The 18,419-nt window shown below is 64.9% G+C and carries 11 protein-coding genes and 1 riboswitch; of the genes, 3 read left to right on the top strand and 8 right to left on the bottom strand.

Features of this window, described 5'->3' with window-relative positions; translation table 11 throughout:
- Window positions 1-6 precede the first annotated feature (6 nt).
- From cobN to IFT75_RS18345, 7 genes are all read right to left on the bottom strand, one after another.
- Entirely contained in the window at window positions 7-3,759 is a 3,753-nt protein-coding gene (gene cobN, locus IFT75_RS18315; RefSeq protein ID WP_192056077.1) for a cobaltochelatase subunit CobN, read from the bottom strand.
- Window positions 3,760-3,762: 3 nt separating this feature from the next.
- Entirely contained in the window at window positions 3,763-4,827 is a 1,065-nt protein-coding gene (gene cobW / locus IFT75_RS18320) for a cobalamin biosynthesis protein CobW (protein WP_192056078.1), read from the bottom strand.
- Between the two features lie 90 nt (window positions 4,828-4,917).
- Window positions 4,918-5,113, bottom strand: a riboswitch (cobalamin riboswitch).
- Between the two features lie 31 nt (window positions 5,114-5,144).
- Window positions 5,145-5,900 (bottom strand): ABC transporter ATP-binding protein, encoded by a 756-nt coding sequence (locus IFT75_RS18325; RefSeq protein ID WP_122478131.1) that lies wholly within the window; start codon window positions 5,898-5,900, stop codon window positions 5,145-5,147.
- A complete protein-coding gene (locus IFT75_RS18330; protein ID WP_122478133.1) occupies window positions 5,897-6,937 on the bottom strand; it encodes a FecCD family ABC transporter permease in 1,041 nt (346 codons plus the stop codon). Before IFT75_RS18330 ends, IFT75_RS18325 begins: the two co-directional genes overlap by 4 nt.
- Window positions 6,934-7,962 (bottom strand): ABC transporter substrate-binding protein, encoded by a 1,029-nt coding sequence (locus tag IFT75_RS18335; RefSeq protein WP_192056079.1) that lies wholly within the window; start codon window positions 7,960-7,962, stop codon window positions 6,934-6,936. Before IFT75_RS18335 ends, IFT75_RS18330 begins: the two co-directional genes overlap by 4 nt.
- A gap of 218 nt (window positions 7,963-8,180) precedes the next feature.
- On the bottom strand, window positions 8,181-9,353 hold the full coding sequence (locus tag IFT75_RS18340) for an HlyD family secretion protein (protein ID WP_192056080.1): 1,173 nt from the start codon (window positions 9,351-9,353) through the stop codon (window positions 8,181-8,183).
- A complete protein-coding gene (locus tag IFT75_RS18345; RefSeq protein ID WP_192056081.1) occupies window positions 9,350-11,011 on the bottom strand; it encodes an MFS transporter in 1,662 nt (553 codons plus the stop codon). Before IFT75_RS18345 ends, IFT75_RS18340 begins: the two co-directional genes overlap by 4 nt.
- 174 nt (window positions 11,012-11,185) lie before the next feature.
- Here IFT75_RS18345 and IFT75_RS18350 point away from each other — a divergent pair, with 174 nt between their 5' ends.
- The 3 genes from IFT75_RS18350 to IFT75_RS18360 all read left to right on the top strand — a co-directional run bounded on the left by IFT75_RS18350 (window position 11,186) and on the right by IFT75_RS18360 (window position 15,892).
- The gene (locus IFT75_RS18350; protein ID WP_192056083.1) at window positions 11,186-12,241 is read left to right on the top strand and encodes a tetratricopeptide repeat protein; all 1,056 of its coding nucleotides are present in this window, start codon (window positions 11,186-11,188) and stop codon (window positions 12,239-12,241) included.
- A gap of 136 nt (window positions 12,242-12,377) precedes the next feature.
- Window positions 12,378-13,862, top strand: coding sequence for an ATPase domain-containing protein (locus IFT75_RS18355; protein WP_240998775.1), 1,485 nt, complete (start codon window positions 12,378-12,380; stop codon window positions 13,860-13,862).
- Window positions 13,863-13,864: 2 nt separating this feature from the next.
- Window positions 13,865-15,892: a response regulator gene (locus tag IFT75_RS18360; RefSeq protein ID WP_192056084.1), complete on the top strand. Its 2,028-nt coding sequence runs from the start codon at window positions 13,865-13,867 to the stop codon at window positions 15,890-15,892.
- 1 nt (window position 15,893) lies between these two features.
- On the opposite strand, the gene IFT75_RS18365 is transcribed toward IFT75_RS18360, so the two are convergent.
- A complete protein-coding gene (locus IFT75_RS18365) occupies window positions 15,894-17,987 on the bottom strand; it encodes a UvrD-helicase domain-containing protein (protein ID WP_244652784.1) in 2,094 nt (697 codons plus the stop codon).
- Window positions 17,988-18,419: the final 432 nt, after the last annotated feature.

Consider the following 18,419-nt stretch of genomic DNA (forward strand, 5'->3'; position numbering starts at 1 on the left):
ATCTCTTCAGGCATCTTCTTCGGTATCCAGCAGCAGGTCTTCCACGGCTTGTCGGTAGTCGCCCGGTTCAGCCCACAGGCCTCGCTGCTGAGCCTCGAGCAGACGTTCGGCCATGTCGCGCAGCGCCGCCGGATTGTGCTCCTGCAGAAAACTGCGGGTGGAAGGATCCAGCAGGTAGGCGTCGGTGAGCAACGCGTACTGGTGATCGTCGATCAGGTGCGTGGTCGCATCGAAGGCAAACAGGTTGTCGACCGTCGCGGCCAGTTCGAAGGCGCCCTTGTAGCCGTGCCGCTTGACCCCTTCGATCCACTTCGGATTGGCCGCGCGGGCGCGCACCACGCGGTTGAGCTCTTCTTTCAGGGTACGCACGCGCGGCACGTCTGGCTGGCTGTGGTCGCCGTGGTAACTGGCGGTCTTCTGCCCGCCCAGGGTTTCCGCAGCGGCCAGCATGCCGCCCTGGAACTGGTAGTAATCGTTGGAATCGAGCAGGTCGTGCTCGCGGTTGTCCTGGTTCTGCAGCACGGCCTGGACCTGCCCCAGGCGCCGGGCGAAAGGTGCGCGTGCGGCGGTCCCCTCGTCGTCCGCACCATAGGCATAGGCGCCCCAGTTCAGGTAGGCCTCGGCCAGGTCTTCGCGGGTCTGCCACAGGCGGCCGTCTATGGCCCCTTGCACCCCGGCGCCATAGGCACCGGGCTTGGCGCCGAAGATACGCCAGCCCGCCTCGCGGGCGGCCTGCTCGGCAGGCACGCCCTCGGCCAGCAGTTGCGCCTGTTCGGCACGGACCTTGGCTGCCAGCGGGTTGAGATCGTCGGGCTCGTCGAGCGCCGCCACGGCCTGCACGGCCGCATCGAACAGGCGCAACAGGTTGGCGAAGGCATCACGAAAGAACCCGGACACCCGCAAGGTCACGTCCACCCGCGGGCGATCGAGCAGGCTCAATGGCAGAATCTCGAAATCGTCCACCCGCTGGCTGCCGGTGGCCCACACCGGGCGCACACCCATCAGCGCCATGGCCTGGGCGATGTCGTCGCCGCCGGTACGCATGGTCGCCGTGCCCCAGACCGACAGGCCCAGCTGGCGCAGGTGATCGCCATGGTCCTGCAGGTGCCGCTCGAGAATCAGGTTGGCGGAGGCGAAGCCGATGCGCCAGGCAGTGGTGGTCGGCAGGTTACGCACGTCCACGGAAAAGAAGTTGCGCCCGGTGGGCAACACGTCGAGGCGCCCGCGGCTGGGTGCCCCGCTCGGCCCGGCGGGCACGAAACGGCCCGACAATGCGCTGAGCAGGCCGTGCATTTCGGCCGGTCCGCAGGCATCCAGACGCGGTGCCACGGTGTCGCACAGGTGGCCCAGGATGAGTTGCACGTCGCTCCAGCCTTCGCCCAGTTCCAGCGGACCGTTCAAGGCCTGCTCGATCAGCTGGGCGGCATACAGTTCGAGCCGTTCGCGGCTGTCGCCGGCACTGCGCCAGGGCTCCTCGCTGATCGCGGCCAGGGCCGTCGGCCGTGGTCCGTCCCAAGGTGCGCCGAGGTCGCAGTCGAGCGGATCGAAACCCAGCTCGAAAGCCTTGGCCAATGCTCGCAGCACACTGGCCTGGGCGCCGCGGCCGTCGCCCCGAGGAATGCGCAGCAGTGCCAGCAGGGTATCGGCACGCAGGCGACCCTGGGGCGACTCGCCGAACACGTGCAGCCCATCGCGTATCTGCGACTCCTTCAAGTCGCACAGGTAGGTGTCCAGGCGCGGCAGCCACACCGCCGCTTCGGCACCCTCGGCCATCTGCAGCTCGTGATCGATGCGGGTTTCGCGCACCAGCGCCAGAATGTCCTGTTCCAGGGCCTGGGCGCGGCGCGGATCGAGCATCTGCGCGTCGTAGTACTCGTCGGCCAACAGTTCCAGATCGCGCAGCGGCCCGTAGGTCTCGGCGCGGGTCAGCGGCGGCATCAGGTGGTCGATGATCACCGCCTGGGTGCGCCGCTTGGCCTGGGCGCCCTCACCCGGATCGTTGACGATGAACGGGTAGATATTCGGCATCGGCCCCAGTACCGCATCGGGCCAGCACTGCTCGGACAGCCCGACGCCCTTGCCCGGCAGCCATTCCAGGTTGCCGTGCTTGCCCACGTGGATCAGTGCATCGGCGCCGTAGGTGTGGCGCAGCCAGAAATAGAACGCCAGGTAACCATGGGGCGGCACCAGATCGGGGTCGTGGTAGACCGCGCTGACGTCCACCTGGTAACCCCGCGCCGGCTGGATGCCGACGAAGGTCAGGCCCATGCGCAGACCGGCGATCATCATGCGGCCGTTACGGCACATGGGGTCGGCACCTGGCTCGCCCCAGCGCTCGCGCACGGCGGTCTGATTGGCCGCCGGCAGCAAGGCGAAGGCGGCGAGGTAGTCGTCCAGCGCCATGCTCTGGGCACAGGGGCGCAGGTCCAGTTGCTCCAGATCGTTGGTCACGCCGCCGAGCAGCAGGTGAATCAGCGCCGTACCGCTGTCGGGTAGATCGGCCACCGGATAGCCCTGCTGCTGCATCGCGCGCAGGATGTTCAGCGCCGCAGCCGGAGTGTCGAGGCCGACGCCGTTGCCGATTCGGCCATCGCGGGTCGGATAGTTCGCCAGCACCAGGGCGACACGCTTGTCGGCATTGGGCAGACGCGCCAAAGCGGCCCATTTGCGCGCCAGTTCGGCGACGAAATCCATGCGCTCGACATGCGCCGTGTAGCACACCACATCGCTCTGGCTGCGCTCGTTGTGCCAGGCCAGGTCCTTGAAGCTGATGGCCCGGCTGATGATGCGCCCGTCCAGCTCCGGCAAGGCAATGTGCATGGCCAGGTCGCGCGCGCCCAGACCCTGCTCGCTCGCCTGCCACAATGCCTGGTTGTCTTGCGCGCAGATGGCCTGGATCACCGGAATGTCACGGCGAAACGGCCGCAGGTGCGGTGCTTCCGGGCTGGACTGGGCAAAGCCGGTGGTGTTGAGAATGATCGCGGCACCCGCCTCGTCCATCCAGTCCTGCACCTGCGCCAGGCATGCAGCTTCCTTGAGGCTGGCCACGGCGATCGGCAACGGATTGAGCCCGGCCGCCTGCAGCCTGGCACAGAAGGTGTCGACGAAACCGGTGTTGGCCGCCTGCAGGTGCGAGCGATAGAACAGCAACGGCACCACAGGCCACTGCGCTTGCCACTGCGTCTGCCAGTAGGCCAGGTCGGCGGTCGGTTGCGTCGGATGGTAGATGACCGTGCGCGGCAGCGTCTGAGGCGCTTCGCACGGTTCGGTGCGTCCGAACCAGGTATTTCCGAGGTAGCCGAACAGGTTGCGTGCGTTTTCCATACCGCCCTGGCGCAGGTACTGCCACAGGCGGTCGGCTTGCTCGGCAGGCACCGTACAGCGCTCGGCCAGTTCGGGATCGGGGCGATCGCAGCCTGGCACCAGGATAACCTGCACGCCCCGCTCGGCCAGCTGCATCAACTGCTCGACGCCGTAGCGCCAGTAGCCGATGCCGCCGTGCAGGGAAATCAGAATGACCTTGGCGTGGCGCAGCACCTGGTCGACGTAGAGGTCGACCGAAGAATGATTCTGCACCTGCATGGGGTTGGCCAGGCGCAGGCTCGGGTAGTCGGCCGGCAGACGCTCGCTGGCCTCGGCCAGCAAGGCCAGGTGCGAATCGCCGCTGCAGAGGATGACCAGTTCGGCGGGCGTCTGGCCGAGGTCGGCGATGCTGTCGTCCGGCACGAAGCCGCCGGGTTGGGTCCTCAGCAGGTGCATCGGTCAGGCTTCCAGCGCGGCGCGCAGTTGCGCTTGCAGCGACGCTGCATCCAGTTCCTGACCGATCAGCACCAGGCGCGTGCTGCGCACTTCGTCTGCGCCCCAGGCACGATCGAAGTGCTTGTCGAAACGCGTGCCCACGCCCTGGATCAGCAGGCGCATCGGCTTGCCCGGAATGGCCGCGAAGCCCTTGACGCGCAGGATGCCGTGTTGGACCACGGCAGCGTTGAGCGCCTGCAGCAGCTTGGCTTCTTCGGCCTGCGGCAGCTCGATGGAGATCGAATCGAAGGCGTCGTGATCGTGCTCGTCGTGGTCGTCGCCTTCATGGTGGTCGTGGTGGGTCTTGCGGCCGTCGATGTGTTGCTCGGACTCTGCGCCCAGGCCCAGCAGTACCGCCAGCGGCAAACGGCCACTGCTGGCCTCGACCACCTTCACTGCCGCCGGCAGTTCCTCGGCGACCTCGGCGCGCACCGCAGCCAGGGCGTCTGCGTCGATCAGGTCGGCCTTGTTCAGAATGACCAGATCGGCGCTGGCCAACTGGTCGGCGAACAGCTCGTGCAGCGGCGATTCATGGTCCAGGTTGGGATCGAGCTTGCGCTGGGCATCGACCTGCTCGGGGAAGGCTGCGAAGGTACCCGCCGCCACGGCCGGGCTGTCGACCACGGTGATGACCGCATCGACCGTGCAGGCGCTGCGGATTTCCGGCCATTGGAAGGCCTGGACCAGCGGCTTGGGCAAGGCCAGGCCGCTGGTTTCGATGAGGATGTGATCGAGGTCGGCGCGCCGTGCCACCAGCTCGCGCATGACCGGGAAGAACTCTTCCTGCACGGTGCAGCACAGGCAGCCGTTGGCCAGCTCGTAGACCCGGCCATTGGCTTCTTCTTCGGTACAGCCGATGGTGCACTGCTTGAGGATCTCGCCGTCGATGCCCAGCTCGCCGAATTCGTTGACGATCACGGCGATGCGTCGGCCCTGCGCGTTGTCGAGCATATGGCGCAGCAAGGTGGTCTTGCCCGAGCCGAGAAAGCCGGTGACGATGGTGACGGGTAGTTTGGACAGCGTTTTCATCGGGTCGCCCTGATTGCGCGGCAGGGCACGAGACGAGCGCCGCAACGGCAGGCGCCAGCATTCGTCACCGGATCACCCCGCCCGGTTGAATAGGAAAGAACAGTCGAGGCAGGTCTCCTGGCTCGCGATGCCGGCCATTCTGGCCCAGGCTGCGGCGCCTTCCCGCGAGCGTTCGCAGTGGCCTTGGCGCAGCCTTCATCGCTTACAGTTGCGGGGGCAGCCGCGGCTTGGACCGCGTTCCCGTCTTAGCTCTGCTGGGCAGAGAACCTCGAACGCGCAAGGCTACCACAGGGCACGGGACGTGTCAGTGATACGGCTCAGACCCGATAGCGCACATGGGGGCGGCCGCCGGCCAGGCTAACCTCGGCGTGAACGCCATAGACCTCGGCGATCAGCCGCTCGGTCAAGACCAGCGCCGGCGCACCGCTGGCAACCAGACGGCCGCCCTTGAGCACGACCAGCACGTCGCAGAACATCGCCGCCAGGTTCAGATCATGAATCGCCATCACGCAGGTCAACGGCAGGTTCTGAATCAGTTGCAGCAATTCCAGCTGGTGCTGGATGTCGAGGTGGTTGGTGGGCTCATCGAGCAGCAGTTCGCTGGGCTGCTGGGCCAGGGCGCGAGCGATCTGCACCCGTTGCCGCTCGCCGCCGGACAAGGTGTGCCAGCGCCGCTGCGCATGGCCGCTCAGGTTGACCTGGGCCAGGGCCTGGGCAATCGCCAGGTCGTCTTCGCGCAGCCACGGTGCGAACGGCGAGCGGTGCGGCGTGCGCCCCAGGCGCACCACCTCCTGTACGCGAATGTCCACCTCGGTGCTGGCGTGTTGTTCCACCATCGCCACCTGCCGTGCGACCGCTCGCCGCGATACGTCCGCCATGGGCTGATCGTCGAGTGTGACCTGCCCCTGGCTGGGACGCCCGAGCCCGGCCAGCAGGCGCAGCAGCGACGACTTGCCCGAGCCATTGGGGCCGATCAGGCCGACCATGCTGCCGGGCGTGATGGCCAGGCTGACGTCGTCGAGAATCAGCAGCCCACCCGCTTTCCAGCTGACCTGGTGCAGTTGCAGGCTCATGCTCGACGCCTCGCGCGGTAGAGGATCAAGGCAAACGCCGGGGCGCCGACCAGGGCCGTGACCACCCCGATGGGCAACACCTGGCCGGGCACGATGATGCGCGCGACGATATCGGCCAGCACCATGAAATTGGCGCCGATCAGCACCGAGGCGAGCAACAGCCGGACGTGGCTGGGCCCCACCAGAAAGCGCGCAATGTGGGGCACCACCAAACCGACGAAACCCACTGCGCCGACGATGCTGACCATGGTCGCAGTGATCAGCGCGGTGGTCGCGAACAACACCAGCCGCACCGCGACCACAGGCACGCCAAGGGTGGCGGCAGCGTCTTCGCCGAACACGAAGGCATCCAGCGCCCGCGCGAAGTACAGGCACAGCACCAGGCCCGCCCCGACCACCACCGCGGCCAGACCTACGTCGGGCCAACGCACCCCGCCCAGGCTGCCGAGCAGCCAGAACATCACACTGCGTGCCTGCTCGGCATTGGCCGAGGTCGAGACGATATAGGCCGTCAGCGCATTGAACAGTTGCGATCCGGCGACACCGGCGAGGATCACCTGCGCCGGGCCGCTGCGAGTGCCGGCAGCCAGCAGCAGCACCAGGCCGAACGCCAGGGCCGCACCGAGAAACGCGCCCATGGAAATGCCGATCACGCCGCCGCCCAGCCCAAGCAGCATCACCACCACCGCGCCCGTCGAGGCGCCTGCGGAGATGCCCAGCACGTAGGGTTCGGCCAGCACGTTGCGCAGCAGCGCCTGCAACACCGCGCCGCAGATCGCCAGGCCGGCGCCACAACAGGCGGCAACCAGCGCGCGACTCAGGCGGTATTCCCAAATGATGCCCTGGATGATTCTCGGCACCGGGTAGTCGGCCAGCCCCACGCCATTGAGCAGCGCCTTGCCGACCGTGGCCAGGGCAATGCCCATTTCCCCCACCGACACCGCCAGGGCGATCGACACGCTCAACGTCGCCAGGGCGAGCAGCGCCAACAGGAGGCGCCAGACCCAGCCATCTTCACGCGCCAGGCGCTGGATCAAGGTGTGGCCCGTGTACGCTCGAGGCCGGCAGCGATGTCTTCCACCGCGCGCACGACATCCATGGAGGGGTTCAACGACTGCGCATCGACCACGATGATGCGGCCATTGCGCACGGCATCCAGCTCACGGGTCACCGGGTCGCTGCGCAGGAACGCCAGCTTTTTCTCGACATCGTCGGCCGGGTACAGACGCCGCTGCATGCGCGCGACGACAATGACATCGGGATTGCTCGCAGCGATGCTTTCCCAGCTCACCCCAGGCCATTCCTCGTCACTGTCGACGATGTTGCGCAGGCCCAGCAGACGGTTGATATAGCCGGGCGCGCCGCTCTTGCCGGCCACCCAGGGGTCGCCTTCCAGGCGCGTGCTGGAAAACCAGTACACCACCGACAGCGGTGCGTGCCCGGCGCTGCCCGCTCGCTCGCTGGCTTTCTGGATGCGTGCGTGCAACTGGTCAGTCAGGCGCTCCCCGGCCGGCTCCACATCGAAGATGCTCGCCAGCTCGCGGATTTCCTTGTCCACCAGTGTCATGGAAAACACCTGGCTGCGGCTGCCGTCGGCATTGGAGGTGGCGGTGACTTCCTTGCCGTCGCAGTCACTGGGAGACACATAGGAAGGGATGCCAAGGCTGGCCAGTTGCTCGGGCTTGGCAACTTCGCCGTTGGGTCCGACGTGGTAGGTGTACTGCGCCACCACGATGTCAGGTGCGGTATTGGCCACCGCCTCGAAGCTGGGGGCGTTGTCGGCCAGGCGTGGCACCTGGGCATTGGCCGCGCGCAGAGGCTCGGGCAACGGCCCGAACCAGACCCCGGTGCCCACCATGCGTGGCGCCAGGCCCAGCGAGAGGAGAATTTCGGTGCTGGCCTGCCCCAGGCTGACGGCACGCTGCGGCGCGGCCTGGACGGTCAAGGGCGCGCCGCAGTTGGGCAGCGTCAGTGGATAGTGGGTGGCGGCGTGACTGGCGACGGCAGCGAAGAGACCGACGGCAGCGACGCTGGCGCGGACGAATACGGCAGGAAGATTCATTGCAACTCCTTGGATGGCGCGTCCAACAGATCGAAGAAACCCACAGCAAGGTCTGGCTGACGACATGCAACATGTCGATCACAGTGGCGCGACCGCGCCGGATTCGAACCGGCTTCCTGCTCTGGGCGAAGACAAGCGGCGCAGACGGTAGGCGACCCGTCGGCAAAGATCAAATGGTTTAACCCGCGCAACGCGCTGTGGACACCCCGATTGCCTGCCTAGGGGGCGCCGTCGCGGGGCCGGTCGGTACGGTCCTGCTCGACCACATAGCCCGTGTCTATGCTGACCACCACCGACATGCCGGGGCGCAGCCGATGCGCCCTGTCCTGGTCCGGGTCCACGGTGATGCGCACCGGAATGCGCTGGGCGATCTTGACGAAGTTGCCGGTGGCATTGTCGGCCTGCAACAGGCTGAACTCCGAGCCGGTGGCCGGTGAGATGCGCTGTACATGGCCGCGCAGGCGCAGGTGGTCGAGGGCATCGACGGTGAAGCTCACCGGTTGGCCGATGCGCACATCGGCCATCTGGGTTTCCTTCATGTTGGCCATGACCCACAGCGTATCGGGAACCAGCGCCATCAGTTGCGCACCGGAATTCACATAGGCCCCCAGGCGCACGCCGACCTGCCCCAGCTGGCCGTCGCGCGGCGCCAGGATGCGCGTGTTGTCCAGATCGATGCGTGCCAGCTCTACCGCGGCTTCGGCGTTGGCGACGTTGGCGGCCAGCGAGTCACGGTTGACGATCACCGTCTGCAGGTCTTCGCGGGCAATGGCCAGCGCAGCCTTGGCCTGTGCCACCGAGGCCAGCGCCTGGGCGTTGGCAGCGCGGGTCACATCGAGCTCGCGGCGCGACACCGAGCCGTCGCTGATCAGGTTCTGGTTGCGGCCCAGATCGGCAGCGCCCTTGCGCGCCTGCGCTTCGCTGTCCGCCACCGCCGCCTGGCGCTGGGTAATAGTGGCTTCGGCACTGCGGCGCTGTTGCAGGTTGTTGGCCAAGGCGGTCTTCTGCACCCGGACCTGCGCCAGCGCCTGGTTCAGGCGCTGGCGGTAGATACGGTCGTCCAGGCGTACCAGCAGGTCGCCTGCCTTGACGAACTGGAAGTCCTGTACCGGCACTTCGAACACATAGCCTGCCAGTTGCGGCCCGATGATCGTCACCTGGCCACGCACCAGGGCATTTTCGGTACTTTCGATGTGGCTGCTGAACGGAGGCAGTTGCCAGGCGTACAGCACGATCGCCACCCCCACCAACGCGATGCTGGCGAAAATCAGGCTGGACAGTACCCGCACCCGCCGCGAACGCGGTTCGGTGGCCGCTGGATTGGGCGGTGGGGTCTGGCCTTCGGGCGTGGCGGCGATGGCATTGGTGGTCGTGGACGTCGGTTCGGTCATGAAGTGCTGGCGCCGCTGGTGGATACGGTAGGTGTCGCGGCGGTGGTCACCGCCCGGGTGGTGCTCATCAGCCACAGACTGCGGACGAAGATCCACAGCATGGTCAATACGGCAATGATGCAGATCAGCATGAAGACATCGTTGTAGGCCATGACGTTCGCCTCGCGCGTGGCGGCCGTCGCCAGCGCACGGGTGCCCAAAGTGGCCCGCAGGGCCGGGTCGGCGATGTGCGCCAGGTAGCTGGCGGCAGCATTGCTGACCCGCGCCTGGACCAGCGGGTCCATGAGGGTCAGGTGCTCGACGATCATGCTCGAATGGTATTTCTCGCGGACGATCTGGAACGTGCCCAGCAACGCGGCGCCGATCAACCCGCCCAAATTGTTGCAGATACCGAACAGCACCGAGAAGCTGACCAGTTTGCGCGGGTTGGTCAACACGTGGCGCATGCCCAGCACCATGGTCGGGCCCAGGAAAAACGTGCCACCGAAGCCCAGAAGGAACTGGCTGACGTACATATTGGCCGGACGCGTCAGGTTGCTGGAGAAACTGTCCATGGCCGAACCCACCGCCATCAGCGCCAGGGCAATGATCAGTGGCATGAACAGATGCTCGGGGTTGATGGTCCAGGCACTCACGGCCAGCCCCGCCACCGCGCCGAAGAGCATCACGCAATAAAGGGTGCGCATCTGCTCCTGGCCCATGTTCAACGCTTGCAACAGACCGACCGCCCCGGTGGACTGCTCCGACAGCACCATGCGCGTCAGAATCACTGCCAGGGCCAGGCGGATGGCGACACTGCTGCCCAGCCAGCGGGTCATCAACATCGGGTTGCTGCGATTGTGTTCCACCGCCAGGCCACCGAGGATCAGGACGATGGCCCCAGCCGAGGCCCAGCCTATCCAGGGTGCCTCCAGCCACCAGTCGATCCGGCCCAGGGACAGCACCGCGCAGAGCAGCGCAATGCCAGATGCAAGAATCGCGAAAATGAGGAAATCCAGCGGTTCGAAGGTCTTGAAGCGGTCGCCCGGCGGCAGTTTGAGCAGGAACACGCAACCCAGGGTCAGCAGCGCCATGCCCAATTCGAACAGGTACAGGCCGCGCCATTCGGCGATCTGCAGCAGGTCTTCGGAAAACACCCGCGCCAGTGGCAAGGCCAGCTGCGAGGTGCCCAGGCCCAGCACCAGGGCCTTGAGACGCCACTTGGCAGGAAACGCCTGGATCATGTAGTACAGACCCAGGGAACTCAGCGCCGCCCCGACCATGCCGTGGGCGGCGCGAACGGCAATCGCCGAGCCCAGGTCGTTGACGAACAGATGGCCAAAGGTGACCAGCGCATACAGCATCAGAAACAGTTCGGTGAACGTGCGCAGACCGAACTGCTGGCGGAATTTCACCAGCAGCAGGTTCATCGACACATTGGTCATCACGTAGGCCGCAGGCAGCCAGGCCATCTCCGCCGCCGTGGCGCCGAGCGAGCCCTGCAGGAATTGCAGGTTCGCCACCACCAGCGAGTTGCCGAGGCCGCCGGTCAGTGCCACCAGCAGGCCGACGATACCGAACGCCAGGCGCTTGCGCGTCGAATGCAGAGGCGTCGAGGGAGAGCCCGGCAAGTTCGGCTTTTCGTGGGGCAGCCAATCGCGGCTCGTGTAGCGGGTCATGCGGTGGCCTTGGCGGGGAGCGTAGAAACGACGAAGAAACGACGGAGATTGGGCGCTAGTAAACATCACCGGCGGGGGGCTTGCCAATGCTCGTCGCTGCCATGATTTGACTGCACCCCGGCAGTGACCCAAGCTGAATGCCCCGGCCAAGCCTGCGCCCTTTCGGATACCCGCATGTTCAAACGCGTTCGCCTTCCGCTGACCCTGCTGCTCGTGGCACTGCTGCTGATAGCGCTCTGGTACGCCTGGCGCCCTGCGGCCCATACGGTTCCGGCAGCGCCGCAGCAGGGCTACGGCAAAGCCCTGAGCCAGGCTCGCCATGGTCAGCCGGGCGCCGCACGAGTGCTTTATCAGCAGTTGGCCCGCACCGACCTCAGCGCCGAGCGGCGCGCTGCGCTGTACGCCGAACTGCCCAACTACCCCAGTCCTCAAGCCCTCAAACTCGCCACTGCCGACTTGCAGAGCAAGCTTGTCGACGTGCGCCATGCGGCAATCGATGCAGTCATCGGCCTGGTCCCCGAGAGCCAGCGCAGCGTACTGCTGGGGCCCTTGCTGGAAGACCGTGACGAGTCGATCCGCTTCCACGCCGCGCGGGGGTTGCTCGGCTTGCCAGCCGATGAACTGGGCCTGTATTTCGGCCACCTGGACAAGGTGGTGAACGCCTGGATTGCTGCCCTGCAGGGCCAGACCGACAGCGCTGCCGCCCAACTGACGCTCGCCCGGCTGTACTTGCACGAGAGCGAGCATGTTCAGGCCGAGCAGGCGCTGGCCCGCTATCGCCTGCTCGAGCCCGATGACCTGGAAGCCATTGCAATGCAGGTCGAGCTGTACGAGCACCAGGGCAAAAGTGACCAAGCGCGGCGCCTGCTGGCCGAACAGTTGCTGGTGCATCCACAATCGGCCCTGTTGCAGCAGCAGTTGGGCCTGTGGCTGATGGCCCATGACGAGGATGAATACGCCCTGCTCGCCCTCGCTCGTGCGGTGGAGCTGGCACCGGACAACAATGACTACCGCTATGTACTGGCCACCAACCTGCACGACCTGCAGCAGGTCGAAGCGGCGCAGAAGCAGCTCGAAGAGATCCTGCGTCGTGACCCGGCCAACCGACGCGCACGGGTGTTGCTGATCCAGTACTGGAAAGAAACCGGTCAGCTGCAGAACGTGCAGGTGCTGCTGGCCGAACTCGAGCAGCAGAACGCCGACGACCCCAGCCTGCAGCAGGGGTTGTGAAGTCGCGGCTTTTCCAGGGCCACCCTCGCCCGTTTTTGTCTGAATGAGCTCGGAACCCCGCCCACGGCCCGGTGTCCAGTATCAAGCTGCGTCGCGTTCTGCACTGCAGCCCCTTCCGCTACCCGAGGACACCTTTTTGACGACGGCCAAAGCAGCCACCGGTATCGCCGGGCTGGACGACATTCTTGGTGGAGGTCTGACCCGCTGCCATATCTTTCTGCTCGAGGGTCAACCGGGTGCGGGCAAGACGACGGTAGCCCTGCAGTTCCTGCTCGAAGGCGTTGCGCAGAACGAAACCTGTCTCTACATCACTTTGTCCGAAACCACCAAGGAACTGCGCGAAGGCGCTCGCTCCCACGGCTGGGAACTGGACGAGCGCGTCACCGTGTTCGAGCTGACGCCGCCGGAGTTGGTGCTCGACCTGCAACAGCAGCAGAGCCTGCTCTACAGCAGCGACCTTGAACTGGGCGAAGCGACGCGGCAGATCTTCGACGAAGTCGAACGGGTCAAGCCTTCACGGGTGGTATTGGACAGTTTGTCCGAGGTACGGCTGCTGGCTCAGGGCTCGCTGCGCTATCGGCGGCAGATTCTCGCCATCAAGCACTATTTTGCGCGTTTCAATGCGACCGTCCTGCTGCTCGACGACATGACCAGCGAGCCACTGGACAAGACCCTGCACAGCATCGCCCACGGCGTGATTCGCCTGGAAGAAACCGCGCCGGACTACGGCGCCGAGCGCCGGCGCCTGCGCATCATGAAGTACCGCGGGCAGAAATACCGCGGCGGTTATCACGACTTCACCATTCAGGCCGACGGGATTCACGTCTATCCGCGCTTGGTTGCGGCCGAACATCGCGCCCGCTACGAGCGTACCCAACTGACTTCGGGCATCCCGGAGCTGGACGCCCTTCTGGGCGGCGGCGTCGAGAACGGTTCGAGCACTTTGATCATCGGCCCCGCGGGTACCGGCAAATCGCTCATTTCCATGGTTTTCGCCGCTGCGGCCGTGGCCCGTGGCGAAAAAGTCGCGCTGTTCATCTTCGACGAAGAGCTCAGCTTGCTGTTCGAGCGCATGAAAAACCTGGGCATCGATCTGGAAGCCTATCAGCGCAGTGGCAAGATGGTCATCCAGCAGGTGGACGCCGCTGAACAGTCGCCGGGCGAATTTGCCCACATGGTCCGCACCAGCGTCATCCTGCACGACATCAAGACAGTGGTGATCGACAGCATCAATGGCTACCACGCCGCGATGATGGGCGAAAGCACACCCGTGCTGCACATCCATGAGCTGCTGCTGTACCTCAACCGCCTGGGCGCCTCGACCTTCATGACCGTGGCCCAACAGGGGCTGGTCGGCGACATGAAGGCGCCAGTGGACATCACCTACCTGGCCGACACCGTCATTCTCCTGCGCTACTTCGAGGCGCTGGGCAACGTGCGGCGTGCGGTGTCGGTGATCAAGAAGCGCTTTGGCGGCCACGAGAACACCATTCGCGAATACAAGATCAGCAGCCAGGGCATGAAGGTCGGTGAGCCACTGAGCGCTTTCCAGGGGGTGTTGCGCGGTGTCCCGACCTACGTCGGCGAAGCCCGTCCCCTGCTTGAAGCAGATGATCAGTGAAGATGTCGATACCCACATCGGAACGAGTGCTGGTGCTTGCCCCCATGGGACGCGACAGCCAGGTGGCCCTGCAGATTCTCGGACAGGCAGGTATTCAAGGCATCGCCGTGGCAGACGTCGACGATCTCTGTACGCACTTGCAGCGCGAAGGCGCAGGTGTCTGCATTGTCGCCAACGAAGCGCTGTCCGAAGCCAGGATGCAGCCGTTGCTGGTGTACCTGAGCCAGCAGCCGGCCTGGTCCGACTTGCCGATCGTGCTGATGACCCATCAACGCGCGGCCGATCAGGCGCAGTCCATGCTGCTCGCTGCGCGCCTGGGCAACGTCACGTTCGTGGAACGCCCGTTTCACCCGCTGACGTTGATCAGCCTGGCCAAGACGGCCATTCGGGGTCGGCGCCGTCAATATGAAGCGCGTGACCGTCTGCTGGACCTGAGCGAAAGTGAACAGCGTTTGCAGCACGCCATGAGTGCCGGGCGCCTGGGAGCCTGGGAGCTGACCTGCAACCCGTTGCAGTTGAACTGCTCGGACCGGACCCGCACCCACTACGGCATCGAGCCCAGCACCCGTTTCGACTACTCAGACTGGCTGCTCTGCGTGCATCCGGGCGATCAGGCCATGATGCAGGAGGCGCTGATCAACAGCCTGCAGCTGGGCGCCGACTTCGCCTTGCAGTTCCGCAACAGCTGGCCTGACGGTTCAGTGCATTGGGTGGACATGCGCGCCCGCGCCATTCCCGACAGGCAAGGACGCATCCAGGCACTGGTCGGGGTTACCACCGATATCACCGAACAGAAAGCCGCCGAACAACAGTTGCGTGAACTCAACGGCAATCTGGAACAGCAGGTCGAGGAACGCACGGCCCAGGTACGGATCAACGAAGAGGCCCTGCGCCAGGCGCAGAAAATGGAAGCGGTGGGCCAGTTGACCGGTGGCATAGCCCACGACTTTAACAACATGCTCACCGGCATCATCGGCAGCCTGGAGCTGATGCGCCGACGCCTGAGCCGCAATCAGCTCGACGACCTGCCCAAGCTGATCGACATGGGTATCAGCTCGGCCAACCGCGCTGCATCCCTCACTCACCGCTTGCTGGCGTTTTCCCGCCGCCAGTCACTGGATTCCAAGCCAGTCCAGGTGAACGGACTGGTGCAGTCGATGGAAGAACTGCTGCACCGCAGCCTCAATGAAAGCATTGCGCTGCGCATGCACCTGGATCCTGAACTGTGGATAGCCGAGGCGGACCCCCATCAACTGGAAAGTGCCCTGCTCAACCTGGTGATCAATGCCCGCGATGCCATGCCAGGGCGTGGCGAAGTGATCGTCGAAACGGCCAACCGGCACCTCGATGAAAGCTTTACCAGTGCGCACCAGAACCTGGCACCGGGCGACTACATCCTGCTCAGCGTGAGCGACACCGGGTCGGGGATGGACCAGGCCGTGATCAATCGCGCATTCGATCCATTCTTCACCACCAAGCCCATTGGCCAGGGCACTGGCCTGGGCCTGTCGATGATCTACGGGTTCAGCAAGCAGTCGCGGGGCCACGTGGCGATCCAAAGCACCCCCGGCCAGGGCACCACGGTGCAGCTCTACCTGCCGCGCTGCTATGCCTCGCAACTGCCCCAGGCCACTGCGCCGGTGATCGAATCGCCGATGGCCACCAATGGCGAAACGGTTTTGATCGTCGAGGATGACCATGCCGTGCGCAGCCTGGTGTGCGAAGTCCTGCGCGAATTGGGTTACTGCTATCTGGAGGCAGCCGATGCCAGCGCCGCGCAGCCGATCCTGGCGTCCGGGCAGCGCATCGACCTGCTGATCAGCGACGTCGGCCTGCCCGGCATGAACGGTCGGCAACTGGCCGAAGTCGCGCGCCATCTGCGGCCGGGACTCAAGGTGCTGTTCATCACCGGCTATGCCCAGCACGCCGAGGTGCGCGCCGGCTTTCTCGATGACGGCATGCAGATGATCACCAAGCCGTTCGCGTTCGATGTGCTCACGGCCAAGGTGCGGGAGATGTCCCAGGCCTGAATCAGCGCTTGGGCTTGGTCCGCACGTCGTTGAAGCACGGCATTCTGGCGTCCACTCGATCCGAGGCGCGGGCGCCTGGTTTGGCAGCGGTTTCCACATACCAATAGCAGCTGTGGATGGCCCGGGTGATCCCGACATAGGCCAGGCGCAGCGCTTCCTCGTGCTGGGCACTGTCGTAGCCGTCCACCTGCCCCGCCTGAGCCAAGCCCGCCAGGGCATAGACCTGGTTCTTGTAGGGCGAGCGACTGGCATACTGGCAATCGCCCAGCAGAAATACCGCGTCGGCCTGCAGACCCTTGGCGCTGTGGAACGTGAGCTGGCGCAAACGACGCTGCTCGGCTGGCAACGCTTGATCTGCCTGCAACAGGCCCTGGATATGCTCGGCCAAAGCCTGGCGGTCACTGTTGCGACGGTAGAGCACCAGAATCGAGTCGCCTGCAGCGTGATGCTCGGCGGCGCGGCGCGCCAGATCGGCAAGGTCTCGACTCAAGAGAATCACAGGCGATGGCTCGCGATCGAATACGCGGCGGGCCAGAGCCTTCTTGCCGGGTATGGCCGGTGCCGCCGCCACGATATGCTCGGCGGCGTCGATGATCGCCTGATGGCTGCGGTAGTTGTCGATCAGCAGTACACGCGTGTGCTTGTGAGCGCTGAAGGTGCGGTTGAACTGCATGAAGTAGCTTGGGTTACTGCCGCGCCAGCCATAGATCGACTGCCAGTCGTCGCCAACGCACATCAGCGAGCTGTGCTGCGCGGCTCGCTCACCGGCCAACGCGGTGCTGCGGCGCAGGATTTCCGCAAGGCTGGCCCTCAACCAGCCCACGATCTGTGCGGAAATGTCCTGGAATTCATCGACGAGCAGATGGGACATGGGGCGCAGTGCGTCGTCAGGCAGTTGGCTGACCCGCGAGCCTGGCCCTTCGCCAAGCAAGGCGAACATGCGATTGAACAGCATGACTGGCGGCGTCTGGTTGTGCAGATGCGCTTCGAGTGCCGGCCAGAACAGGCGCAAGGCCGCGAAAAAGTCCGCTTCGGAATCTCCGGCGTTCCAGCTCATCCGGTCGATGGCGTCGACGACCTGCAATCCGAGGTTCTCGATGAAGGTCGCGGCAGCCACGAAACAGTCCAGCAGCGGCGCCGGGGCGAGTTCGCCGGGCAACTGGTATTCGAACCCGGGCCCGGTCAACCCTTTGCTGTTCAAGGCTGCCAAAGCCTTCTTGGCATCGGAAGGATTATCCAGCCATATCAGTGGCTTATCACAGAAAGCTTGAAACAGGGTGCGCTTGACTGCCCATTCGCCCCAGATTGGAATCTTGGCCGTGGGCCGGGTGAGTTGGGCATCGGTACCGGGTTCGAACCCTAACACGACCCAGGTGTTCAACCGTGCAATGTAACCATGCGCATGAAAGGTAAAACCTTTTATATCAATGGCTTGTCGATCTATCTTGATCCCCTTTATAGGCCAGGCATCCTGCGCACGCCAGTGTTCTTCGATCAAGTCACACAGTTCGGCGTCGCGAGCGCTGGCCAGGCTGAGGGCTTTGAGCCGCTTCTGCACATCGGGATCCTGCGGGTCCAGCTTGCGCAGTTGGGCGGCGCTCGCGCGCAAGCTGCCGATGTGACCACTGAACGAAGGATCGCTACTCATCAGGCTGCGATAGCATTCGTTCATCAACTGACGCTGGGTGTCGTTGAGCCGCAGTTGGAACGGATTCGCTTCTTCGCTACCCGTTGCGGCCGCCCCGAGGTTTTCGAAAGCGCGCACCTCAGCCAGCCCAGGCAGCGCGTGAATCAGCGGCAGAACCAGGGAATGATAGGTTCTGACCACTTCACGTACTTTCTCGAATACGTAAGGTACTTCCCACATATCAAATACTTGGCACAACTTCTTGATAAAGTCTCGACGTGATTCCCGGGTGAAGGTCACCACGCTCAGGCTGTCGAGTTCGAAGCCTATGTAGTGGTGCAGCACCAGTACCCGCAGTACCAGCGATGTAGATTTGCCTGCACCTGCGCCAGCCACCACGCAGGTGGCGGGTGTCGTGCTGAAGATCATTTTCCACTGCGCGGCGCTCGGCTGGGCGTGTTCGGGCAAGCATGCAGCGACGTCAGCCTTAATGGTTTTCTTCAGTGCTGGCGTCAGCTCGAGCTGCCAGGGCGCGAAGAGCAACGGCTGTGGCGTTTGTGAGTTGACGGGTTTTTTCGGCGCGCGGGGTGGCCGTTTCGACTGTGACTCGGGGGGTGGTTCGACAGGCGGGGCCGGCGCGGTAGCTTCTGTGAGCGGCGTGTGAAACCAGGCGTCACGCTGCTGCGAGCGCAGCCAACGCCAGCCCCGGGCGATCAGGCCTGGGGCTTGACGGTCTTTGTCGGTAGGTTGCGATGACACGAAAACTCCTGGGCATATCGCGAGGACCGCAATATACCAAAGATCCCACCTTCAAACGCTGCACACCCTCCGTAGCAGCGGCGCAAGCCGCGTCGGCGGCCTGTGCGGTGTACCTGACCCACCGCAGCGCCCTCTTCGCGG

The organism is Pseudomonas sp. CFBP 8758 (genome assembly GCF_014841725.1).
Lineage (GTDB): Bacteria > Pseudomonadota > Gammaproteobacteria > Pseudomonadales > Pseudomonadaceae > Aquipseudomonas > Aquipseudomonas baltica.